General features: G+C 50.1%; 19 protein-coding genes. 5 read left to right on the top strand and 14 right to left on the bottom strand.

The window, feature by feature from the left end; all coding sequences use genetic code 11:
- Window positions 1-520: 520 nt before the first annotated feature.
- The 3 genes from thrC to VN23_RS11440 all read right to left on the bottom strand — a co-directional run bounded on the left by thrC (window position 521) and on the right by VN23_RS11440 (window position 4,931).
- On the bottom strand, window positions 521-1,933 hold the full coding sequence (gene thrC / locus VN23_RS11450) for a threonine synthase (RefSeq protein ID WP_046350752.1): 1,413 nt from the start codon (window positions 1,931-1,933) through the stop codon (window positions 521-523).
- A gap of 431 nt (window positions 1,934-2,364) precedes the next feature.
- A complete protein-coding gene (locus VN23_RS11445) occupies window positions 2,365-3,675 on the bottom strand; it encodes a homoserine dehydrogenase (RefSeq protein WP_046350753.1) in 1,311 nt (436 codons plus the stop codon).
- A gap of 17 nt (window positions 3,676-3,692) precedes the next feature.
- The gene (locus tag VN23_RS11440) at window positions 3,693-4,931 is read right to left on the bottom strand and encodes a pyridoxal phosphate-dependent aminotransferase (protein WP_046350754.1); all 1,239 of its coding nucleotides are present in this window, start codon (window positions 4,929-4,931) and stop codon (window positions 3,693-3,695) included.
- Between the two features lie 149 nt (window positions 4,932-5,080).
- Between VN23_RS11440 and VN23_RS11435 the strand changes: the two genes are divergently transcribed.
- The gene (locus tag VN23_RS11435; RefSeq protein ID WP_046350755.1) at window positions 5,081-5,449 is read left to right on the top strand and encodes an Mth938-like domain-containing protein; all 369 of its coding nucleotides are present in this window, start codon (window positions 5,081-5,083) and stop codon (window positions 5,447-5,449) included.
- 282 nt (window positions 5,450-5,731) lie between these two features.
- On the top strand, window positions 5,732-6,934 hold the full coding sequence (gene gltS / locus VN23_RS11430; protein ID WP_046350756.1) for a sodium/glutamate symporter: 1,203 nt from the start codon (window positions 5,732-5,734) through the stop codon (window positions 6,932-6,934).
- Between the two features lie 236 nt (window positions 6,935-7,170).
- Here the strand turns inward: gltS and VN23_RS11425 are convergent, their stop codons facing one another.
- The 4 genes from VN23_RS11425 to VN23_RS11405 all read right to left on the bottom strand — a co-directional run bounded on the left by VN23_RS11425 (window position 7,171) and on the right by VN23_RS11405 (window position 13,010).
- Window positions 7,171-7,713, bottom strand: coding sequence for an OmpA family protein (locus VN23_RS11425; RefSeq protein ID WP_052746453.1), 543 nt, complete (start codon window positions 7,711-7,713; stop codon window positions 7,171-7,173).
- Between the two features lie 4 nt (window positions 7,714-7,717).
- Complete coding sequence (locus VN23_RS11420; RefSeq protein ID WP_046350757.1) at window positions 7,718-9,205, bottom strand: caspase family protein; 1,488 nt, start codon at window positions 9,203-9,205, stop codon at window positions 7,718-7,720.
- A complete protein-coding gene (locus tag VN23_RS11415) occupies window positions 9,202-12,318 on the bottom strand; it encodes a caspase family protein (protein WP_062654885.1) in 3,117 nt (1,038 codons plus the stop codon). Before VN23_RS11415 ends, VN23_RS11420 begins: the two co-directional genes overlap by 4 nt.
- Before the next feature lie 215 nt (window positions 12,319-12,533).
- Complete coding sequence (locus VN23_RS11405; protein WP_046350760.1) at window positions 12,534-13,010, bottom strand: hypothetical protein; 477 nt, start codon at window positions 13,008-13,010, stop codon at window positions 12,534-12,536.
- Between the two features lie 193 nt (window positions 13,011-13,203).
- Here VN23_RS11405 and VN23_RS11400 point away from each other — a divergent pair, with 193 nt between their 5' ends.
- From VN23_RS11400 to VN23_RS11390, 3 genes are all read left to right on the top strand, one after another.
- A complete protein-coding gene (locus tag VN23_RS11400) occupies window positions 13,204-13,395 on the top strand; it encodes a hypothetical protein (RefSeq protein WP_046350761.1) in 192 nt (63 codons plus the stop codon).
- A 305-nt stretch (window positions 13,396-13,700) separates the two neighbouring features.
- Entirely contained in the window at window positions 13,701-14,471 is a 771-nt protein-coding gene (xth, locus tag VN23_RS11395) for an exodeoxyribonuclease III (RefSeq protein ID WP_046350762.1), read from the top strand.
- A gap of 36 nt (window positions 14,472-14,507) precedes the next feature.
- The gene (locus VN23_RS11390; RefSeq protein ID WP_052746454.1) at window positions 14,508-15,194 is read left to right on the top strand and encodes a Crp/Fnr family transcriptional regulator; all 687 of its coding nucleotides are present in this window, start codon (window positions 14,508-14,510) and stop codon (window positions 15,192-15,194) included.
- Window positions 15,195-15,228: 34 nt separating this feature from the next.
- Here VN23_RS11390 and VN23_RS11385 read toward each other — a convergent pair whose 3' ends face one another.
- From VN23_RS11385 to hscA, 7 genes are all read right to left on the bottom strand, one after another.
- The gene (locus VN23_RS11385) at window positions 15,229-15,840 is read right to left on the bottom strand and encodes a lytic transglycosylase domain-containing protein (protein WP_046350763.1); all 612 of its coding nucleotides are present in this window, start codon (window positions 15,838-15,840) and stop codon (window positions 15,229-15,231) included.
- A 52-nt stretch (window positions 15,841-15,892) separates the two neighbouring features.
- Window positions 15,893-16,207, bottom strand: a complete 315-nt coding sequence (locus tag VN23_RS11380; RefSeq protein WP_046350764.1) for a DUF2322 family protein — start codon at window positions 16,205-16,207, stop codon at window positions 15,893-15,895.
- Window positions 16,208-16,547: 340 nt separating this feature from the next.
- The gene (locus VN23_RS11375) at window positions 16,548-17,810 is read right to left on the bottom strand and encodes an aspartate carbamoyltransferase (RefSeq protein WP_046350765.1); all 1,263 of its coding nucleotides are present in this window, start codon (window positions 17,808-17,810) and stop codon (window positions 16,548-16,550) included.
- A 202-nt stretch (window positions 17,811-18,012) separates the two neighbouring features.
- Window positions 18,013-18,984 carry an HD-GYP domain-containing protein gene (locus tag VN23_RS11370; RefSeq protein ID WP_052746455.1) on the bottom strand — a complete coding sequence of 324 codons (972 nt, stop codon included), beginning with the start codon at window positions 18,982-18,984 and terminating at the stop codon, window positions 18,013-18,015.
- A 250-nt stretch (window positions 18,985-19,234) separates the two neighbouring features.
- Window positions 19,235-19,429 carry a Fe-S cluster assembly protein IscX gene (iscX, locus tag VN23_RS11365; RefSeq protein ID WP_046350766.1) on the bottom strand — a complete coding sequence of 65 codons (195 nt, stop codon included), beginning with the start codon at window positions 19,427-19,429 and terminating at the stop codon, window positions 19,235-19,237.
- Window positions 19,430-19,507: 78 nt separating this feature from the next.
- Window positions 19,508-19,846 carry an ISC system 2Fe-2S type ferredoxin gene (gene fdx, locus VN23_RS11360; RefSeq protein ID WP_046350767.1) on the bottom strand — a complete coding sequence of 113 codons (339 nt, stop codon included), beginning with the start codon at window positions 19,844-19,846 and terminating at the stop codon, window positions 19,508-19,510.
- Window positions 19,847-19,980: 134 nt separating this feature from the next.
- On the bottom strand, window positions 19,981-21,837 hold the full coding sequence (gene hscA, locus VN23_RS11355) for a Fe-S protein assembly chaperone HscA (protein WP_046350768.1): 1,857 nt from the start codon (window positions 21,835-21,837) through the stop codon (window positions 19,981-19,983).
- Window positions 21,838-21,860: the final 23 nt, after the last annotated feature.

The raw sequence follows: 21,860 nt of genomic DNA, 5'->3' as shown, positions 1-21,860 counted from the left end.
TGAAGTAATTAATTTAACTTGCTTTGTAAACCACTGTAAATTTTATCCTATGCAAAATGTAAGACCTGACCCCCTTGCTCCACTTGCTCATTTACTTATTGCCCAGCTGAATACTCAGCCAATCGCGGGTTACGCCTCCGGCTAACCCGCCCTACAGGGCTGATTAGCGAACAGCGAAAAAGCATATTGATCTCGATCTTTGCACTGGGCTTTTGGAGTCCCCTTGAAGCACGCCGAAGCGAGGAACAAGCGGGCGGGGTTTCGGCGAGGACTGTTTGAGCGAAGCGAGTTCCGCAGCCGCCGCTCGATTGTCCGCAGATGAGGGGGCTTTCGTGCTGGTCGGGGCGGCCTTCTTTAGCTTCGTTTCTTGGCCGTTCAAGAAAGGAAGCCCCCCGCGGTGGCTACCGCTCCAAAATCAATGTGCCGAAGGCACTAAAAAGGTCTTTTTGCTTAATGGCAATGCAGCTGGTAAAAGCGGTGCGCAAGGAAAACGACTTGCACACCCTACGAAAAACAGGTTTTAGGCTTTAATCCGCTCCACCAAATAAGCCTTAAGCGCCGCCACGTCTGCTTCTAGGAGGTCAAAGCGCTGCGGTAACTTTTCAAGATCGTGCAAGGCCGCCGGGCGTTGTGGTTTTTGGCCGATGGCGTCCAGCATGGTGTTTTCAAACTTGGCGGGCAGGGCTGTTTCGAGGATGACCATGGCGACGTTGGCATCCCTATGCTCGATGGCTGCTTTATAGCCGTCGGCGGTGTGAGGGTCGATTTCTACGCCGTAAGTCTCAAACACGCTACGGATATTATCGAGGCGGTCTTGATGGGTGCTGCGGCTGGATCTAAAGCCATAGATATCGCGCATCTTGGCGAAATCGTCCGCGCTTAAATCAAAGCCGATGCCAGCATCGATGCCTTTCCATAGGGTGGATAATTTGCCTGCATCGCGGCCTAGCAAATCGAAGACAAAGCGTTCCAGATTAGAAGCCTTGGTGATATCCATCGATGGGCTGGATGTTTCGAAAGTGCGATCAAGGCCGCGTGGGTGGTAGCCGCCGCTGCTGAAAAACTCGTCCAGCACATCGTTTTCATTGGTAGCCACAATCAGGCGGCGAATCGGCAGACCCATCTGGCGCGCCATATGGCCTGCGCAGATATTGCCAAAGTTGCCTGACGGCACACAGAAATCCACCGGCTCGCCCACCGTTTTGGCCACGGCAAAATAGCCTTTGAAGTAGTAGCAAATCTGCGCCACTACACGGCCCCAGTTGATCGAATTGACCGCGCCAATTTTGTAATCTTGCTTAAACGCCGCATCGTTATTGATGGCTTTTACCATATCTTGGCAGGCATCAAACATGCTCTTGACCGCGATATTGTGGATGTTGGCGTCTTGCAGGCTAAACATTTGTGCGCGCTGGAAGGGGCTCATTTTGCCAGCGGGGCTGAGCATAAATACATTCACGCCCTTTTTGCCGCGCATGGCGTATTCCGCCGCCGAGCCGGTGTCACCCGAAGTTGCGCCGACGATATTGATTTCTTTATCGTCACGCGCCAGCACATATTCAAATAGATTGCCCAGCAATTGCATCGCCATATCTTTAAAAGCCAGCGTTGGGCCATTAGAGAGCTGTTGCAGATGCAGATTAGGAGCCAGTGTTTTGATCGGCGTAATGTCGGCGGAGCCAAATACTTCGGCGGTGTAAGTCTTGGCGACTAGTGCTTTTAAATCTGCTTCGGGGATGTCGTCGACAAACAGACGAATCACTTCAAAAGCCAACTCAGCATAGGGCAGGGGAGCGAGGCGTTCTAAATCGGCCTGCGTAAGGCGCGGGCACACTTCAGGCATCACCAAGCCGCCATCGGGCGCTAAGCCGCCGAGCAAAATGGCTGAAAAAGACTGAGGCGGCATACCGCCGCGAGTAGAGATATAGCGCATGATTTTTAGACCTTTAATCAACCCTAAAGTCTGTAGACACGGAGAACACGGAGAAGGGCAAAGGCGAGGAAAACCAAATGAAACTTGAGTTTTGTAGGGCGGGTGCAACCCGCCGCTATACAACAAATATAGTCACTACTCAGGTGCGATAAAAACCAAGCGGATACTCACAAATAACACGAAAGGTAGAAAAAAAGATTATTTCTCTTGGTTTTCTCCGTGGAACTCTGTGTCCTCCGTGTTCTCTGTGGTTCAAGATTTGGGTTTTGTTTGAATGCCTGAGTAGTTACCAAATATATTGCAAAAGCGGCGGGTTTCACCCGCCCTACCTTGCCTCATCAACGACAGTTTTCTCAGCTTTTTCTCGCCTTTGCTTTTCTCACCGTTCTCTGTGTCTACAGAACTTTCAGATTTAGAATTTTAGATTGGTATCAGCCGTTCAAATGCTCAAGGCGTAAGCGGATGACTGCGCCGGTGATGCTTGGCAGGGCTTCGATGCCTTTGATGGCGGTGTTGACGCGTTTTTCGACGGCCAGATGCGTGATGATGATGATATCGGCACGGGCTTCGCCAGCAATCGGGCGCTGCAACATGGCGTCGACCGAAATATCGTTGTCGGCAAGTAGGCGGGTGATATCGGCCAGAACCCCAGGCTTATCTTCAGTATTGATACGCAGGTAGTAGCAGGTTTCAATTTCATCAATCGGCAGAATCGGCAGATCAGCAATTTGCGATGGCTGGAAAGCCAGATGCGGCACGCGTTGCTCTGGGTCTGCGGTATGCAGGCGAGTGATATCGACCAGATCGGCAATTACGGAAGACGCTGTTGGCTCGGCACCTGCGCCGGGGCCGTAATACATGGTGGCACCGACGGCATCGCCCTTCACCAAAATCGCATTCATCACGCCATCTACATTGGCAATCAGGCGGCTGGCAGGGATCAGCGTAGGGGCAACACGTAGCTCAATGCCTTGCTCGCGGCGGCGAGTCATGCCCAGCAGTTTGATGCGATAGCCCAGCTCTTGTGCGTACTGAATATCAATGGCGGACAGCTTGCTAATGCCTTCTAAGTAAGCTTTATCAAATTGCACCGGAATGCCAAAGGCAATCGCGCTCATGATGGTGAGCTTATGCGCGGCATCGTGGCCTTCGATATCAAAAGTAGGGTCAGCTTCGGCATAGCCAAGGCGTTGCGCTTCTTTTAATACATCGGCAAAGGCAAGGCCTTTATCGCGCATTTCTGTCAGGATAAAGTTAGATGTGCCATTGATAATGCCCGCCACCCATTCAATTTTATTGGCGGTTAGGCCTTCACGCAGCGCTTTAATAATCGGGATGCCACCGGCTACGGCGGCTTCAAATGAAACCATCACGCCTTTTTCGGTAGCGCGGGCGAAAATCTCATTGCCGTATTCGGCGATCAGTTTTTTATTGGCGGTGACTACATGCTTGCCATTGGCAATGGCAGCCAAGACGAGGTCTTTGGCGATGGTGGTGCCGCCAATGAGTTCTACCACAATGTCGATGTCTGGGTTGTTGACTACATCCATAGCGTCGTCTGTCAGGGTGATGTCATCACCGCATAGCTCACGAGCACGGACTAGATCACGGTTGGCTGCCATGGTAATGACAATCGGCCTGCCTGCGCGGCGGGTAATTTCGATGGCATTCCTTTTCAGAACCGTAACTGTTCCGCCGCCTACAGTGCCTACACCGCATAAACCTACATTGATGGGTTTCATTTGTTTTATTCCTCTGATTAATCTGTGCCGTGACGTTTTCGATAGTTTGCTAAGAAGCGGGCAAGGCGGGCAATGGCGTCAGTGAGATCATCCAGATTGGGTAAGAACACCACGCGGAAATGATCAGGCGTTTGCCAGTTGAAGCCTGTGCCTTGCACCAGCAGCACTTTCTCTTCTTGTAATAGCTCTAAAATAAACTGCTGATCGTCGGCAATCGGGTAAATGGCCGGATCCAGCTTAGGGAACATATAGAGCGCTGCTCTTGGTTTTACACAGCTTACTCCCGGGATCTCCGTGAGCAGCTTGTAGGCCAGATCGCGTTGCTTAGCGAGACGGCCTGTGGGTTTGACTAAATCATTAATGCTCTGATATCCGCCCAGCGCGGTTTGAATGGCGTATTGGGCAGGCACATTGGCGCAGAGTCGCATGGTAGCGAGGATATTCAATCCCTCGATATAATCTTTTGCTATTTTCTTATTGCCAGAGACAAACATCCAACCCGCTCTAAAGCCACAAGCGCGATAATTTTTGGATAAGCCGTTAAAGGTTACAAACAAAATATCCTTCTCTTTTGATTCCAGAGAGGCAATTGAGGTATGCGTTGCGCCGTCGTAAAGCACTTTGTCGTAGATTTCATCGGCGTAAATAATCAGGCTATGTTCACGCGCAATTTGAATAATGTCTTTGAGCAGCGAATCAGGATATAAAGCACCCGTTGGATTATTCGGGTTGATAATTACAATGGCTTTGGTTTTGGCGCTGATTTTGCTGCGAATATCTTCCAGCGATGGGTACCATTCATTGGCTTCATCGCATAGATAATGGCGTGGCGTGCCACCTGCCAGGCTGACTGCGGCTGTCCAGAGCGGATAATCCGGCATCGGTACCAAGACTTCATCGCCATCATTGAGCAGGCCCTGCATGGCCATCACGATTAGCTCGGATGCGCCGTTGCCAATATAAATATCGTCTACCGTCACATCGCTAATATTTTTGGATTGCGTGTAATGCATGACTGCTTTACGTGCCTGAAACAGGCCTTTGGAATCGACATAGCCTGCGGAATTGGGCAGGTTGCGAATCATGTCTTGCACCACTTCTTCGGGGGCATCAAAGCCAAACGGCGCCAGATTGCCGATATTCAGCTTGATAATACGCTGGCCTTCTTCTTCCATCTGACGGGCTCGCTCAGGAACAGGCCCACGAATCTCGTAACAGACATTTTGTAATTTGTTTGATTTAAGAATGGTAGTCATGGCAGCGGCTTATAGGCTAGGACCTTATATTCTAACGAAAGATTGCGCTGTACTGCACTTAATGTGATTACGAAAACAAAAAAATGAATACAAAAACGTATCCGTCAGCGATTAAGTTAAAATACAGAGTCTTTAATTGGGAAATCATCATGAAATTACAACATACCGCCATCGAAAATCTGAATCAGTTCTCAGGCTATGGTGACGATTTTGTGCGGGTGAATACCGAGCAATATCAGGGCAATGTGTTGGTTACCGCTAGCGAGGTCCATGTTTGGCGGCCTTTGGGCTTTGATGATTTAACTGAGGCCGATTTTACTGCGGTGCTGGCGTATAAGCCTGAAGTGGTTTTATTGGGCACAGGAAAAACCATTCGCTTTCCACATCCGCGGCTCTATAGTGCACTAGCCGCCGCGCATATTGGTCTGGATGTGATGGATACCGGCGCACTATGCCGCACCTTTAATATTTTGACTTCGGAAGATCGCAAGGTAGTGGCGCTGATTGTGCATAATTAATTTGCAGCGTAAATGCGGTGAATCGTTATATTTAATACCATATAATTATTTATTTGGAATAACGCAGCCCTCGCTGGCTATGGCAATGGCATGAAGTAAATAGATATAGTCATTTATCCTTGGTTATTTTTACCTTTATGACGAATTACGGGATTTCAGTCGGGTTTTCCTCGCTTGTATTAAATATAAATGACTTGTTTAATCACGACCTGAATAAAGCAGCTAAATATTCTTATGTAATATTTCAATGTCATTGATTATATAAAGACAATAAGGGTGAATATGCTTCAACTCGATTTTTACGGTACTTTAGTCGCAGCATCGCTGGTTTTATTATTAGGGCGAAAAATTGTTGAGTGGTCACCGCCGCTGCGTAATTACAGCATCCCCGAGCCTGTGGTGGGGGGCTTATTGGTCGCTGTTTTACTGCTGCTTGGACGGCTGAGTTTTGGGGCCGAAGTCAAGTTTGATACCGGCATGCAAACGCCGTTGATGCTCGCATTCTTTGCCAGTATCGGCTTGAATGCAGATCTTGCCAGCCTGAAAAAAGGCGGCCGCACCCTCGTTATCTTTACCGGCGTGGTGGTTTCCATGCTGATGATGCAAAACATCGTCGGGATTGCCGCCGCCAGCGCTATGGGTATCAGCCCTCTGCTTGGCCTATTGGGCGGATCAATCACCATGTCGGGCGGGCATGGCACGGGCGCTGCGTGGAGTGCCGTGTTTAGCGAGAAATACGGCTTAGCATCCGCCACCGAAGTCGCCATGGCTTGTGCCACATTTGGTCTGGTGATGGGCGGCTTAATTGGCGGGCCGGTTGCGCGTTATCTGGTTAAAAAAGTACAAATCCCCGGCTCTGAACATAATAGCGACGATAGCCCCACCCCCTTTGAGCAGCCACATGCTGTGCGCCTGATTACCCCCCAAGTCTTTATCGAAACACTGGCCCTGATTGCTGTGAGCCTGATGGCGGGATCGGCACTCGCAACATTATTAAAGGGAACTGCCCTTGAATTACCGGGTTTCGTATGTGTGCTCTTTATTGGTGTGGTGCTGAGAAATGGTTTATCTGCATTAGGTCTTTACCAAGTCTTTGATCGCGGCGTATCGGTATTAGGGAATGTAAGCCTGTCACTGTTTTTAGCCATAGCCTTAATGACCTTGCGCTTATGGGAATTAGGCTCATTAGCGCTACCTATGTTGGGCATTCTCGCGGTGCAAGCCATCGTGATGGCGCTTTTCGCTATCTTTGTTACATTCCGCGTGATGGGCAAAAACTACGACGCCGTGGTTTTAGCCGCCGGTAACTGCGGCTTTGGCCTGGGCGCTACGCCTACCGCCATCGCCAATATGCAAGCCGTAACCGAACGCTTCGGCCCCTCCCACATCGCCTTCTTAGTTGTGCCCATGGTTGGCGCATTCTTTATTGATATTGCTAATGCGATTTTGATTAAGCTATTTTTATTGCTGCCGATTTATGGGTGATTAAATAATTAAGCAGATGAATGAGAAAGCCTCACCTTTGGGTGAGGCTTTTTTATGGCTTTAAAGAGGGAAGGTGATAAGTAGTGCATTTGAATGGCATGGTGAGATGAATAATTAACCAACCCTATTTACCCTATGCACTTAAATTGGAATAGTGATACGTTTTGAACGACGATAGGTACGAAACACTTCGTGGTTTGTACCTACGTGATTTGATCACTCATCCATCTTGATATTTACTCCGTTTTATTTCCCTGTATTTTCCCCACATTGACAAATTTCACCCGGCGGTTGGCTGCGGCATAGGGCTCGTCGGGGAGGAGGAGTTCGCTTGCTCCCTTGCCGATTACAAGTAAACGTACTTGCTCTACATGGCGGGGGCCGCTGAGGTAGTCTCGCACGGCGGCAGCGCGTTTTTCTGATAGGGTTTGATTGGTTTCGCTGCTGCCTTTGCCGTCGGTGTGGCCTTCAATTAAAAATTGATAGGCTTGCAGTTTGGGGTGATTCAGCGCTCGGGCGATGGTGTCTAGTGTGCGGCGGCTGCCGAGGGTGAGGCGGCTGGAGCCGTATTCAAACACGATGGGAATCGAAATGCTGGGGTTGCCTGCTTGTTGGCTGGGCGGGGCTACTTCGCCATCTTCTTCAATCACAATATTACGTGTCATTGTTTTGGGTAGCAGCGATTCAATCATTTGTTCGCTATTCTTCGGCTCGGCGGCGTAGCTGTTGAATAAAAGCGGGATAAGGATAAGGGGGGTGAGTAAAATTCTGGTGTTCATGATGTTACTCCGCAGTGATATCAAGCAAGGCTGCACCGTAGGATGAAGTGCACGTTACTCTGCTATCGCATTTTTGCTTGGGGGATAGCGCTTGCATGGCACTTTGTAAATCGTATTGGCTGCTTGCTGTGCCATTAAAAATAGAGAATGGCCCAATTTTTTGATAGCTTAATTGGGAAAAATCGCGGGGTGCATCGCTGACTATGACTAACAGGCGGTTGCTGCCCGCAGGCTCGGCTAATCTCATTTTCCAGCCTTTGCTAGGCAAAGGCAGCGGCGAGGATTTATTCAGGAAATTATTAATGGCCAGTTGATTGGGGTAGAGCATGTCAAAGGTTTTGTTGTCTGATCCCACCATCAGCACATATACATAGCCTGAATGGCTGCTTTGTATTTCAAAGCTAAGCGCATCGCCAATGTGGTAGCTTCCTTCCTTACTGGTTTTTAGTTTTACAGTTCGCCGCTCATCCCGGCTTTGGTAAAGGTCATTTAGCGTGGCTTGCAGGTTGATGGCGCTCGGTACTTGAGGGGCCAGCGAGGCAACAACGATTGGTTTTTCTGCGGGGCTGATTGTGGGCTGGGCTTGTGGTTTGGGGGCATTGGGGTTTGCAATGAGTTGAAAGACCGATTCGCGCTTGCCCCTTACCGTGATATTGCTGGCTTTAAAATCACTGGTTCCAGCAAGCCGGTCTTCTAGTTTTTTTTGCGCGCATTGCTGTATTTCGGCGACGGATAGCGCGCCGCTGCGATCCAGATCAGGCGCTGATTTCAGGCATTGCCGCCAAGCCACGGTGACCATGCCGCCGCTGTTTTCTTCATCAAATGAAATCTCATTCTCGCGCGATGCGGTGATATACACATGATTGATGCTGCCCGAATCGGCTTGGTGTTCGTCAATGGCGCGGGTTAATACATTGATGGGTTTGTCGCATACTGCCTGGCTTTTACTGCTGACTTCTCTGCCCCCCCAAAATTTGGGGCTGATTTTGGGTTGATCCAGCGAGCGGGTAACCACATTATTGAAAATCCCACCTGAAAAACAAGCGTCAACAAAGGTGAGCAGTTGCGAGGTTTTATTTTCTATTTTTTGATAAAACTGTTGTAGCTCACTATCTAGCAAAATCTTGCCATCTACGCTGATTAAGCCTACGGCACAGCGTGTACCGCCTTGCACTACTTGCTGTCCACCGTGGCCGGAGTAATAAAAAAATACTTGATCGCCTTCGTTTACGCCATTGGCAAATTGCTCCAGCGCATTGCGCATGCCTTTTAAATCGAGCTGGGCGTCTTTATAAAGCACGATATTGCTATCATTTACTCCCATGGCATTGGCGAGCTGGCGGGCATTTTCGGCGTCGTAGCGCACGCCGCGCAGTGTGCCAATATGCTTGGGATATTCTGAAACGGTAAAAATCAGCGCTTTTTTCTCAGCCCATGCATTTTGCTGTAAACCGAGCAGCAGCAGGCCCAGTAGCGGGAGCCATTTATTCATTTTGATACTCCTTTAATGCGTTCCGTAATCGGAAAATCCGGGATGCCAAACGGAATAATGGTAAAGGGCGTTTGCTCGCCCTTGGTGAGCTGGGGCACTTCGGACGACAAGTAAAAATCCAGCCCTTTTTGTGTTACCCAGCCGGTTTTACGAAAATCGGCTGCACCATTGATGCCTTGCACCAAAACTTTGGTAAAAGCGCCATTGCCCCAATCGCGGTTCTCTTGCGAAAGCTGCTTGCCGGTGCTGGACGAAAACACCACCACGCCGTTTTCATCTGACGATAAGTCATTCACGATCTGGCCGATATCATGGCTAAAACGCCGCCCGCCCAAGGCGTTCCCCGCATGGCAGGTATCGATAAAGAAAATGCGCTGCCCCTTGGTCTGGGCAATAAACTCGGTAAATTGCTCGTTGGCGACGGCGGTTTCATCAAGGCGCTTGGTGTCTACATCGTGCGGTAAAAAGAAATAGCGCCGGTCTTTGCGGGTAACGCCATGCCCGGCTAAAAACAGCACGGCAGTATCTTTATTGCTGACATTGCTTTGCAGCCATTTCAGCCCTTCCAGTATTTGGCTGCGGGTAGCCTTGCTATCGGTGAGCAATAAAGTAGACACCTCACCATAGAGCGATCCCTTGCGCTGTGCTTCCATACTGCGACTAAAGTCGCGGGCATCTTTTTCTGCCAAGCCTAAATCGTAGTCTGGATTAGCATATTTGCTGACCCCCACGGCCAGTACAAAAAGCTTGGGTTTGCCAGGAAGGGATGGTTTTAATACCAAGGGAGCAGGGCTTGCTGTGGTGATCTTGCTTGGCACAGGGGCTGGTGTAGCGATCGCTACTTTAGTCGGAGTAGGGATAGCGGGCGCAGGGGCGATCACCTTGCTGGGGACGGGTGTAATGATGGGCGGGTTTATTATTTTGCTTGGCGTGGGGGCCGGCGTTGCGGCTACCGGTACAGGCAGTTTGCTGGGCATGGGCGTGGCTGCGGGCACGGGGATAGTCGTGGGCGTAGGCTGCGGAAGCGGAGGCCGGTTAACCCGCAGCAAGGCAACGGGCGAAAAGCCATTGGGGCTGCCAGATATAATGGTCACGCTGGCGGCTTGTGCAGGCAGAGGAAAGCTAATTCGCATGGGCTGGCCGTTGGCAAGCTTGCTGGCATCAATCTGATTTTTGATATCTGATTCAACGCCATTCACCCGCACTTTTAAAACCTGTGCTTTGGCATCCGCCGGGCTGCGTACTACCACATCAATGGCGAGCTGGTCGGCGGCGGTGGTGATTTCTCCGGGGGACATGAGCTCCACCACTGGCGGTAAAATCTGGCTGATCGATAGAGGGGCAGGCTTGGGCGGGCTGAGCTGCTCGGCAAGAATGGCGTTATTGGCGGCCTTAATGGCTAGATCAATATCCCAGCCATTAAGATATTCATCGATCACATCGGGGCGGTGATAAGTTTTACGAAATTTCCCTACCGGGAAGAAATCGGGCTGGCTGTCTGGCCCCCCGTTAATTTGCCAACCCAATAGCTGATCGCTGCCGGGGCTGGCATCGTAATAGCCTTGGGGTGTCCACATTACCCAGCGTATGCCGTCGGGGTGCAAAAAGAGCGAGAGCAAAAGTTGGCCGTTCGAAGCCTGATACCAGCGCAATGTGCCATCGCTATGCGCAGAGACAAAACGTTTATTATCGGCAGTGGGCACAATCGCCCTTGCTTCGCCACCGCTGGGAATCTGCCAGCGTAACTGGCCGTTGGTATCTAACCTGCGAATAAAAAAATCAGCGCCAAGCAGGCCATCATCGCCTAGCCGCGCCGCGCTGCGGGAGGACTCGCCAGGAGCCAGTGCGATCGATTTACCTGCAAACTCGGGCTGGCGGTGATTCTCCCAAGAGCCAAAGCCGCGTGTTGAGGCGCTTTGTAGGCTATTGGGCGCGCGGCCCATGCGGATAATCCGTTCATGCAAATTAAACCAAGCTGTTTGCTCGCCGTATTGGTAAGTCCATTGCACCACCAAGCCGTCGTTCGCTATTTGTAGATGATCTGCGCCGCGTAAATCGGCGATGGCCAGTGGCTGTGTTTCTATACGCTCATCGCTAAAAACTCTGCCCCAGCGGCCATTAAATCCTGCAAACAGCAGGCTGCCATCGGGCAAAGCGCGCAATGCCGTCACGGTATTGCTATTGATGACTAAATCGGTGGTGCGGCCATTGGCGAGGTCCCAGCGACGTAGTACGTAATTAGGCTCTTTTCGATAAGCGCTGCCCGCTGCTGCAAGGTTTTGCCCGTTGGATGACCAAGCAACATTACTGAGTGCACCAAAGCTGAGATCGTTATTTTTAAAGCGTTGCAACAGCTTGAGTTGGCCATTGCTGAGCTGGCTGCTATCCCAGATGTCCACTGGTGCTTGGATATCCACATAGCCTAAGGCTAGCTTTTGCCCGTCGGGAGAGAAAGCCACACTCACGGGTAAATCGCCTGCTAAATCGCGTGTTTCGGCTAATGGCTTAAGCTCGCCATTGCGCCAGTGCCAGATCGATAGTTTGCGATTGAATTCGCTGATCGCCAGCCATCCTTGCGGCGAAAAATCCATTCCATAGCAATTGCCTTGCAGTGACTGATTAGCCAGCACTTTGCCTTGGGCAGAGATCAGCCACAAAGTAGGGGTGGTCGCTGTGCAGGCGGCCAGCGTTTGCCCGTCAGGTGAGTAGCGCAATTGCTTGATTTCACCGGGGCCCAGCAGAGTGGTACGAATGAGGCGGGTGCTGGCGCGATCAAAAAACCACACGCGCATCGGGCCATTGGCTGCGCCGGTATCCCCCGCGATGGCGACTGTTTTACCATCCGGGCTGATCGTTAAGGCATATAGCCGGCCTTCAAAGCCTGTACCAACAGGCACTCGCAATACACCAACGGGGTTACCTGCAGGCAGCTGCCAGATGCGGGCTGTTTTATCGTCGCCCGCAGTAAGTAGCCATTGCTCTGTGGCATCAACGGCAATGCGGCGGATAGGGGCGTGGTGCTGGGGCGTATCTAAACGCAGCACCGGCACACTTTCACCCCATGCCCATGCGGGGAATGTGGAGAGAAGAGCGAGAAGAATAAAGCGTTTCATGCTGCACTTCTGCCTTTGATGCCGTTAAAAACGACTTCCCTCACTATAGAAGTGCTCAAAATTTGGCGGGTAATTTATGCAGTGCTTGGCGATGAAAAGGCGGGCTGGATCATATTGTTAAAAGCAGGCGGGGATTTCGTTGATATATGGCAGGCAGCGCTATTTTACGGGCCATGCAGATGTGGGCATGGCTCTTATTGAATTGTCGGGGGCGTTTATTTTTTATGGAAAATGATTTTATCAATCACCATTTTATTGCTTTCATCGTATTTTAAAATGACTTCGGCGTTGTAGAGGCTGGCGGCATTAAATTGTGCCTCGCCACTGACTTCTTGCACCATTTTATTGGCCGACCAAAGCGAGGTAATCACACTAATAATAAGTAGAGGGCTTTTGGCAGAAATTGTTGAATTAGATTTTGGCACGGTGATATCTACTTTACCTCCGTTGGCTTCTACTGCGGCCATCCATTTCTGGACGCGTTCGGGCAGGGCATTAGGAGTGATTTGCTCATAAAATGCGACCTGAATTTTAGGCAGGGGGGCATTCAGTGAGTTGATTAAATCCCGATCGAAACCTTTGTAATCCACAAATTTAATATCTGCCTGTGGTTTAGAAATCGCTTCGTTGGGGCCAGAGGCACAGGCGGCCAGCAGTAGAATGAGTGTTCCACTTAAGATGCAACGCAACATAACAGCCCCAGCATAAAAATAGGATAAGTCATCTTAGCAGTGAAATTGCGCCTTGCTAGGGGGCGGAGTGGTTTATCGTGCTGGAGCTTGTTTGCGCTTTCTTTGTTTCCAGTCAAGGGGATAAGGCTATCTAGAAAGATATATTGAGGATAAGCTGATTACTCCTGAAACTGTAATGAAAGGAATTTGTGAGATGGAGTCATTTAATATTGGGGAAAGAGTATTCCACGCCGCTGACAAGGGCAGAACCATCAAGACCGCTTATACGATTGAGGGCTTTCCAGGCAGCTCGGACGAGCTGGAAAATCCGGTTCTTTGCAAATTTCATGTGGGGCAGCATCAATTTCTAGCTATTTTTCAGGCGCTGGATTTATCTCATCGATAGTGATTGCTCAGTATTAAAAACCACCTTAAACGGTGGTTTTTTGCTAAATAGCGCCATGGTATTGGGTGGTTTAATCTATTTTTCGTTTTTGACCCGTACACTGACTAGTCTTGATGAGGCTGAGGCATTAATGATGAATGCGTAATAGTTGGCATTAGAGCCCCTATTTATCTGATGCAAACCTTCAGTACAATATGTGCTTAATGAGGCTATTTTGATTCTGTGCAAGAATAAAGTTAAATAGCTGGGCTTGTTTAGCTAGAATGGCCGCATAAGTTGATTGAATCAAAGGAATACAGCGCATTATGCAAATTGTTACATGGAATGTGAATAGCCTTAAAGTGCGGCTGCCGCAGGTGTTGGAGTGGTTGGCGGCTAATCCGGAAGTCACCGCGCTTTGCCTGCAAGAAACAAAAATGGAAGACGTTAATTTCCCGCAGGCAGTGATAGAGGCTGCGGGTTTTCATGTGGTGTTTGCCGGACAAAAAACGTATAACGGCGTGGCGATTATTGCACGGGAAGCAATCAGCGATGTGGTGGTGAATATCCCCGGTTTTGTCGATCATCAGGTTCGCCTGATTGCCGCTACGGTAAAAGGGGTACGCCTTGTTTGTGCTTATATTCCTAATGGCCAATCATTAGATTCAGATAAATACCCGTATAAATTATCTTGGCTTCTTGCGATGACGGCGTGGTTGAAAACAGAAATGGCCGTGCATTCAAAATTAGCCTTGCTGGGTGATTATAATATTGCTCCCCATGATATCGATGTGCATGATCCGGCAAAATGGGTAGGGCAGGTTTTAGTTTCAGAGCCAGAGCGCGATGCATTTCAGGCTTTACTAGATTTAGGCTTAACGGACTCATATCGTTTATTTGATCAGCCGGAGAAGTCGTTTTCTTGGTGGGATTATCGTGGTTTTGGGTTTAGAAAGAACGCCGGTATGCGAATAGATCATATTTTATTATCGAAAGAATTAGTGCCTTTATGCAGTGCTTGCGTGATTGATCGTGAGCCTAGAAAAAATGAGCGGCCGTCTGATCACACGCCGGTGATTGCCAGCCTGTCGATTTAAGCTATATGTAGTAAATAAACCCCAAAGAGAATCTGTATGGATAAGGCTAAATTATTATCGGGTAGCAGTTTATTTTGCGATTTAAGTTATGCAGAATTAACTGAGCTGGCTACTCAGACTGAGTTACGCAGCTTGCGCGCTAAGCAAATGGTGGTGGTGCAGGGCTCGGTGGGGGATGAGATGTTTGCGGTTTTGCATGGTCGTTTAAAAGTGGTGCGCAGCAGCGATGAAGGCAAAGAAGCAACCATTTGCATTCTGGAAGCCGGAGAAATGTTTGGCGAAATCGCCATGCTGGATGGCGGCCTGCGCACGGCCACGGTAGAAACGTTAGAGCCTTGTGAGCTGCTGGTTTTACGCCGCGATAGCGTGATGCAGCATCTGGAGCAGCACCCTAAGGTAATGCATCAGATGATTTCTGCGCTTTGCCAGCGCCTGCGTAATGTGGATGATTTTTTGCAAGACACGCTGTTTTTGAACTTGCCTCAGCGCCTTGGTAAAACGCTCAAGCAGCTGGCTAAGCAGCATGGTATTAAAGATGAAAATGGCGTGCTGATTGATTTAAAACTCACTCAGCAAGAGCTGGCCAATATGGTGGGCTCTAGCCGTGAAAGTGTAAATAAACAGCTGAGCGTATGGATGGAATACGGCTGGGTTCAGATGGATATGGGTTTTATTCGCTTGGTGCAGATGGATCAACTACCCGGGCATCCTTATTCTACTTAAGTAAAACAATGCCGAGCCTATGCTCGGCATTGTTTTATTTCTCAGCCAGCTTAGTGCCCGAATCCGCATAAGCGTAGTAATTCTTCCATGCGCCGTAGACTAAATTAGGATATTCGGCACGGCCAAGGCTGCCGTTATAGCGGCCTAATGCACGGAAGTAATCGCCGTTTTCTATATCAAGGTAATGCCGCAAAATAGTGCAGCCGTAGCGCAAATTCGTATTCATATCGAATAAATTATGCGTGCCGCTACCAATCGATCTTTGCCAGAAAGGCATAACCTGCATCAAGCCCCTTGCACCCACTACCGATAATGCATAGCGATTAAAGCCGCTTTCCACATGCACCAAGCCCAAAACGAGCTGCGGGTCTAAACCCGCGCGACTGGCCTCGTAATGAATGGCGGTGAGTAGGGTGCGACGGATAAATTCATCGGGAATGCGCTTGGCTAAGCGGGCCGACATGGCCGCAAGCCAGACTTCCCCCTCGGCTGGGCTTGCAAAGACTAATCTGGGCGATTGCCCGTCATTAATCGATCTTTGCATCGAGGTTTGCACATTCGAGGAGAGTTGCTCTTCTTTTTGCGCGCCCGCGTAGGCAAAGCTGCAAAAAACCAAGCTAATTAAAAAATAGTAGCGCTTAAACATGGGATTTTTTCTGATTAATCAGCTTGGAATGTAGCTTTATCGCTTGAATTGGTCAACAAGCGGCAATTAATCTTACGGCTAAGGGCTGGCCATCGTTCGCTAAAGCGATTAAACGGTCGATATTTGGGTGCTTTCCGGGGAAGGTCAGCGCATCTTGGCTATGCTCTGCATAAAGGCGGATGCCTTTTGCTGCTGCAATGGGGTTGATGGCACCAAATTCTTGGTACAGGGCATGATAAACGCGCAAGCTACCTGCTTGGCCGGGTTTATTTTCAATGAGTGCAAGCACCGTTTCGCCATCAAGTAATTCAAGCGCGGATAAATGATCAATAGTGGGCAGGCTGGCAAGTACATCGGCAAAAAGCATGGGAAATCCTGTGTTTATGACTGAATGAAATTACGTTACGGAAAAACACAACACGGTGGGGGACACGTCCGTGCCCACGCAGAGAGTAGCACGGACAAGTAGGCATTAAGTTAAGGTTTGCTCATGGAGTGAGGCGATATTTATAGGGCGTACAACGACGCAGCTGTTGCCCGCAGAGGCTCGGTGCGCAAGAAAAACGACTTACACATTCTATATGACTTGGTCGATGTTTATTTCTCAAAATAATCTATCCGCCAGCCCCGAATGGTCTTATCGGGGATCCAGCAGAGGTGCTGGATTTCCGAAAGAAGTACTCGGGGATGACGCTTTTTGAGTAGGGCTATAGCTCGTCAAACGAGGCATCATTGGGGCCTAGTTTTTGCGGATGTAGCCAGCTGATATCACGCAAGCTGTGTTGTATTAATTGATCGACGCCCAATAGCTTGGCAAAAATGGCCATGCGGATGGGCACGCCATTGTCGGTCTGGCGGAAAATCGCCAGCCTTGGATCTTGGTTTAAATCGGTGGAGAGATCATTGGCACCGGAGCGGCTGTCTCTGGGCAGCGGGTGCATCACAATCACATCGGGCTTGCAGAAGGTATCAACGGCACGCAAATTAATCTGGAAGTTTTCACCGTAGCCTTCCATTACTTCACCCTGCATACGCTCTTTTTGTACACGGGTTGCGTAGATGACGTCTGCGCCTGCCAAGCCTGCTACCAGATTATCAGTGCATTCAATCACATTTCCATTGCGGCTGGCTGCATCCAGAATGCTGCTGGGCATTTCGAGGCCAGCAGGGGCGAGTAGGGTGATTTTTAGCCCTTGGTAGAGGCCAAGCAACTTGGCCAGTGAATGCGCAGCGCGGCCATGTTTTAAATCGCCAACTAGCGCAATGTGGCTGCCATCAATGAGCTTATTGAGGCGCGAAAATTCGCGCTCCATGGTGTAAAGGTCAAGCAGCGCTTGAGTGGGGTGCTCGCCGGGGCCATCGCCGCCGTTAATGATGGGGATATTACTGGCCTGGGCGAATTCGGCTACTGCGCCTTGCTCGGGGTGGCGCACCACAATCACATCGGCGTAGCCGCTAACGACGCGGCTGGTGTCGTAAATTGATTCACCCTTGGCCATCGATGAAAAAGTAAAACCGGTGGTATCGCAAACCGAACCACCAAGGCGGCAGAATGCTGCGCCAAAGCTGATGCGGGTACGGGTGCTGGCCTCAAAAAATAGATTGGCCAGCACGGCTCCTTCGAGCACACGGCAGGTTTTTTGCCTCCGGGCGACAGGCTGCATGATATCGGCGATACGAAATAGCTCTTCTACCGATTCACGTGAAAATTGCTCTACAGAGAGGAGGTGAGGTGCCCAATGTGCTTGGGGCATATCTACACTCTGTGTGGTTAGGGTGTGCTGGCTGAGGATTTCCGCAAGAAAACGCTCAACAATGGTGGGCATGCTGCGGTGTTCGTTGGAAGTATTGGGCAGTAACCAGCTATCTAAAGCGCGGCGGCTCACGCCTAAACGCTCGGTGAGCGCATCACGGGTGAGGTTGAGCAGACGCATGGCATCGCGAAGAATGGTTTGTTGAGCGGATTGCATGGTGGCACCTTATCTACACATTGCGTGGATTGTGTGCTTTTTTTAGGGCGTGTGCAATACGCTTTGTGTCGTTTTATATGCAGGCGAGCGGAAAATTAATGATTGCTCAGCGCTGTATAGGTGTGGATTTTGTATTTTAATGGATTAACTAAGCGGGTTTTAAGCGGCAAGAGCTGCTTGAGCTATGTGCAAAATAAGTGCTTTACGCACCCGCCGCATCGCTACCCCAGACGTCTTCCATTGGGATTAAGCCTGCTACGCGCTGGCTTTCAATCACGCCAATAATGCTGTAGTCGATGTCTTCGCTGTCTCTTTCAACAATATCAAGCAGGGGGTGCCATTCCTTATTAAAAATGGCGGCCACAATAGGGGTTTGCTCGCTACGGCCCGGGCGTTTCACAATGCCGACCTCGCCATTGAGTAACTGCACTACGGCGCCTGGCGGATAAAGCCCCATGGTCTGGGTAAACAGCCGGCCAAGTTTTACATCGATGCTATTGGCAGATCCGGTGAGCGAGGTCAGCAGGGCGAGATCTGAAAGCTGCCCGCGTCGCCAGGCATTACGGGTGAGCATGGCGCAGTAGCGGTCGGCAATACCAATCAGCCGGGCTTCAAAATGAATCGCGTCGCCAGAGAGTTGCTGAGGGTAGCCACTGCCGTCGGGTATTTCGTGATGCTGCAATACATAATCTAGCCAGAGCGGATCAGTCACGCCTAATTTACGCAGCAGATCACGGCCTTCTACCGGGTGTACCTGCATCATCAGCCTTTGTTCATCGCTGAGCGGGCCGGATTGGGTTGATAGTTTTTCCTGAATGGCATACATGCCGATATTCATGGTCAGTGCCGCGGCGACCACTGGCCGGCGTTCTGTGGGCGAACGGCCTAAGTCGCGTAGTGCCAGCTCAACCACACAGGCCACATTAATGGCATGCCGGATTGCGTAGGTACCATCCTGGCGCAGCATAATCATGCCAATCACTACATTGCGATTTAGATCGCAAGCACGGCCGAGGTGATCCGCAATGGTGCCGATATGGCTAGGGAATACCCCTGAGTAAGTTTCTGACTTACTTAAGATTCGATCAAGTGCGGCGCGTGATTCAAAAACGAATCGGGGTGCCGATGCGGGACGCGATACTTTCTGTCCGCTTGGGCGGGGTGATGTGGCCATGCAAAGCTCCGTATATATCCTTGTCATTTTAGCTGAATAAATAGCAAGGAGAAGGAGTGCCATGATAATTGAATCATGTTTATTAAAAATTAATATTCAAGCATTTTTGCAAGCTGTGGCAGTAATTGAACACGGTTTGAAGCGCTGCACTTTTAATGGCTAGCCTGCCAATGAGCATAGCGCAATATACCTTGCTTTTTCTGCATACAAAAATGGCTGCACGGTTCGCTGCAGCCATTTTGTGTTTTTGTTAGTCTGCTTCATCCATCCACATCAGCTGGATGGCTTCTAATATTTTTTCGCCGCAGTGTTTGGCATCGTCATTAAAGCCTTCTAATTCCATAACCCATTGCATTAAATCGGTAAAACGCACGGTTTTAGGGTCTAGATCAGGAAATTTATCGGCCAGTTGAATGGCAATTTCGCGGGAATCTGTCCATTTCATGATTGAATCCTTTTTCGTCACTACGATCAGATGTCGGGTTCCGTGCCATTTGATCTAGCGGCACAGGTAGGCCGTAAATTAATGGTGCTCGCGCGCGTGGTTGACCGTGTATTTAGGAATCTCGACTACTAAATCAGTATCTTCAACAATCGATTGGCAGGAAAGACGAGATTCGGATTCTAAGCCCCATGCTTTATCCAGCATATCGTCTTCTAGCTCATCAGATGGCGCAAGCGATTTAAAGCCTTCACGAATAATCACGTGGCAGGTGGTGCAGGCACAGGATTTTTCGCAAGCGTGTTCGATTTCAATATCGTTGGCGAGTAGCACATCGCAAATCGACGTGCCCGCTTCGGCTTCCAGCACTGCACCTTCAGGGCAAAGCTGGGGGTGGGGCAGAACTACAATTTGAATCATGATTCATCCTTGGTATAGCGGCTCATTACACAAAAACCCACTCTTGAATCTTTCCAAGCAACACTTAATGAATTTCTTAGTGTGCTCTGTATTCTTACTGATTTTTGTGTCTACAGATTTTGGGGTTTTAGAATTTACATCTCTGCAATATTCTGGCCAGCTAGGCCTCGTTTTACCGCAGCATCCATGCGTTTAGCGGCGAAGTCGCCTGTTGCTTCGTTCAGCTTTTCGGTGGCGGTATGGATGGCATTGGCGTCTTTGTCCTGCATGCTACTTAGTAGCAGCTGCAAGCTGGCTTTAATAGCTGCTCGCTCTTCAGTATTAAGTAAATCGCCATCTTGCTCCAACGCGGCTGTGCTGGCATTGAAGATGGATTCGGCATCAACGAGTGCTTCGGCCAGCTTACGCGCTTGCACATCGGCACTGGCATATTGCATAGAGTCGGTCAGCATGGTGGCGATTTCATCGTCAGATAGGCCGTAAGAAGGCTTCACCATAATGCTGGCCTCAACCCCTGATGAGAGTTCTTTTGCCGCAACGGATAATAATCCATCGGCATCCACCTGAAAGGTGACGCGAATTCGCGCAGCGCCTGCCACCATGGGCGGAATACCGCGCAGCTCAAAGCGTGCCAGGCTGCGGCAATCGCTCACCAGCTCGCGCTCGCCCTGCAATACATGGATGGCCATGGCAGTTTGGCCATCTTTAAAGGTGGTGAATTCTTGTGCTCTGGCGGTAGGAATGGTGCTGTTTCTAGGGATGATTTTTTCGACCAGATTGCCCATGGTTTCCAGCCCAAGGGAAAGCGGAATCACGTCCAGCAGCAGCCATTCATCTTCACCCTTATTGCCAGCCAGCACATTGGCCTGAATCGCCGCGCCAATGGCAACGACTTTATCGGGGTCTAAATTGGTAAGCGGCTCTTGCTTAAAGAAATCAGCTACGGCATGGCGGATTTGCGGCATGCGAGTAGCGCCGCCCACCATGACGACGCCCTTGATATCACTGACTTGCAGCTTGGCATCGCGTAAAGCTTTACGCACAGGCGTGATGGTATTGCTGACAAGGGTGGCCGTGATCTGGTGGAAGGTTTCTACGCTCAGCTCCACATCAACTACAACGCCTTCACTGAGCACCGCTGTGATGCGGGTAGTGGGGTGATCAGAAAGCGCTTCTTTGGCTTCACGGGCGCGAGTTAGCAACACACGGGCATCGTGGGCATTCAGTGCGGATAAGCCTGCTTCTTGCAAAATCCAGCAGTAAATGCGGTGATCAAAATCATCTCCACCCAGCTTTGAATCGCCCGAAGTGGCGCGCACTTCAAACAAGCCACGCGTCAGCTCCAAGATGGACACATCAAAGGTGCCGCCACCTAGATCGTAAATCACATAAGTGCCTTCGCTACCATTATCCAAGCCATAGGCAATGGCCGCAGCGGTGGGTTCATTCAGTAAGCGCAATACATTCAGGCCAGCGATGCGGGCAGCATCTTTTGTGGCCTGGCGCTGTGCATCGTCAAAATAGGCCGGTACGGTAATGACAGCCCCAACTAGCTCGCCACCCAAGCTTTGCTCGGCGCGGGTTTTGAGTGCGCGTAAAATATCGGCGGAGACTTCGACCGGGCTTTTAATCCCTGCACGGGTGGCGATTTTAAGCATGCCCGGCTCGTCCACAAAGCGGTAAGGCGTGGCTAAGTCGGCAATATCATTGATACCACGGCCCATAAAACGTTTTACCGAGCTGATGGTATTGCTTGGATCATCGTTTTGGCGCGCCAGTGCGCTGCTGCCCACGTGAATTGCGCCATCCTTGCCATAGTTCACCACAGACGCCAGCAAAGTGCGGCCTTGCTCATCGGGTAAACAGGCGGCGCTGCCGCTTTTTACTGAGGCGACTAAGGAGTTGGTCGTGCCAAGATCAATGCCTACTGCGAGGCGGTGTTGATGCGGCTCGGCAAACATTCCAGGCTCAGAAATTTGTAGTAAGGCCATGTTTCATCCGTAAGATAGCTTGG

The sequence above is a fragment of the Janthinobacterium sp. B9-8 genome, assembly GCF_000969645.2.
Taxonomy (GTDB): domain Bacteria; phylum Pseudomonadota; class Gammaproteobacteria; order Burkholderiales; family Chitinibacteraceae; genus Iodobacter.
This window is presented reverse-complemented; position numbering and strand designations above follow the sequence as displayed.

Bases quoted from the DNA above. Each gene is read 5' to 3' on its own strand.
- VN23_RS11440 (WP_046350754.1), bottom strand. From the start codon at position 4,931: ATGACTACCATTCTTAAATCAAACAAATTACAAAATGTCTGTTACGAG.
- VN23_RS11400 (WP_046350761.1), top strand. From the start codon at position 13,204: ATGGAGTCATTTAATATTGGGGAAAGAGTATTCCACGCCGCTGACAAG.
- VN23_RS11425 (WP_052746453.1), bottom strand. From the start codon at position 7,713: ATGAACACCAGAATTTTACTCACCCCCCTTATCCTTATCCCGCTTTTA.
- VN23_RS11415 (WP_062654885.1), bottom strand. From the start codon at position 12,318: ATGAAACGCTTTATTCTTCTCGCTCTTCTCTCCACATTCCCCGCATGG.
- iscX (WP_046350766.1), bottom strand. From the start codon at position 19,429: ATGAAATGGACAGATTCCCGCGAAATTGCCATTCAACTGGCCGATAAA.
- VN23_RS11435 (WP_046350755.1), top strand. From the start codon at position 5,081: ATGAAATTACAACATACCGCCATCGAAAATCTGAATCAGTTCTCAGGC.
- thrC (WP_046350752.1), bottom strand. From the start codon at position 1,933: ATGCGCTATATCTCTACTCGCGGCGGTATGCCGCCTCAGTCTTTTTCA.
- VN23_RS11370 (WP_052746455.1), bottom strand. From the start codon at position 18,984: ATGGCCACATCACCCCGCCCAAGCGGACAGAAAGTATCGCGTCCCGCA.
- xth (WP_046350762.1), top strand. From the start codon at position 13,701: ATGCAAATTGTTACATGGAATGTGAATAGCCTTAAAGTGCGGCTGCCG.
- VN23_RS11420 (WP_046350757.1), bottom strand. From the start codon at position 9,205: ATGAATAAATGGCTCCCGCTACTGGGCCTGCTGCTGCTCGGTTTACAG.
- VN23_RS11380 (WP_046350764.1), bottom strand. From the start codon at position 16,207: ATGCTTTTTGCCGATGTACTTGCCAGCCTGCCCACTATTGATCATTTA.
- VN23_RS11375 (WP_046350765.1), bottom strand. From the start codon at position 17,810: ATGCAATCCGCTCAACAAACCATTCTTCGCGATGCCATGCGTCTGCTC.
- VN23_RS11445 (WP_046350753.1), bottom strand. From the start codon at position 3,675: ATGAAACCCATCAATGTAGGTTTATGCGGTGTAGGCACTGTAGGCGGC.
- VN23_RS11385 (WP_046350763.1), bottom strand. From the start codon at position 15,840: ATGTTTAAGCGCTACTATTTTTTAATTAGCTTGGTTTTTTGCAGCTTT.
- fdx (WP_046350767.1), bottom strand. From the start codon at position 19,846: ATGATTCAAATTGTAGTTCTGCCCCACCCCCAGCTTTGCCCTGAAGGT.
- VN23_RS11405 (WP_046350760.1), bottom strand. From the start codon at position 13,010: ATGTTGCGTTGCATCTTAAGTGGAACACTCATTCTACTGCTGGCCGCC.
- VN23_RS11390 (WP_052746454.1), top strand. From the start codon at position 14,508: ATGGATAAGGCTAAATTATTATCGGGTAGCAGTTTATTTTGCGATTTA.
- hscA (WP_046350768.1), bottom strand. From the start codon at position 21,837: ATGGCCTTACTACAAATTTCTGAGCCTGGAATGTTTGCCGAGCCGCAT.
- gltS (WP_046350756.1), top strand. From the start codon at position 5,732: ATGCTTCAACTCGATTTTTACGGTACTTTAGTCGCAGCATCGCTGGTT.